General features: G+C 53.3%; 1 rRNA gene. It reads right to left on the bottom strand.

The features are described 5' to 3' along the window. Positions 1 to 59 (bottom strand): 5S ribosomal RNA (gene rrf, locus J1785_RS27120); the annotation flags it as partial. Positions 60 to 257 lie beyond the last annotated feature (198 nt).

The following is a 257-nucleotide window of genomic DNA, read 5'->3' as shown; positions in this document are numbered from 1 at the left end:
CGTTTCACTTCTGAGTTCGGCATGGGGTCAGGTGGGACCACCGCGCTAGTGCCGCCAGGCAAATTCTGTTTCATCCGTACCGCAACGCATCAGGGTTGCTCACCCCCGCGCCGCCATACGAACCAATCCCGGAACATTCCGCTGAAAATCTACTCTCTCGAGCCTGTCTCTCAAATCAAAACACCTTTGGTGTTGTAAGGTTAAGCCTCTCGGGTCATTAGTACTGGTTAGCTCAATGCATCGCTGCACTTACACAC

The sequence above is a fragment of the Rahnella perminowiae genome (assembly GCF_019049755.1).
GTDB lineage: Bacteria > Pseudomonadota > Gammaproteobacteria > Enterobacterales > Enterobacteriaceae > Rahnella > Rahnella perminowiae.
The sequence above is the reverse complement of the archived record's forward strand: the minus strand, read 5'-3'. Positions and strand labels throughout refer to the sequence as shown.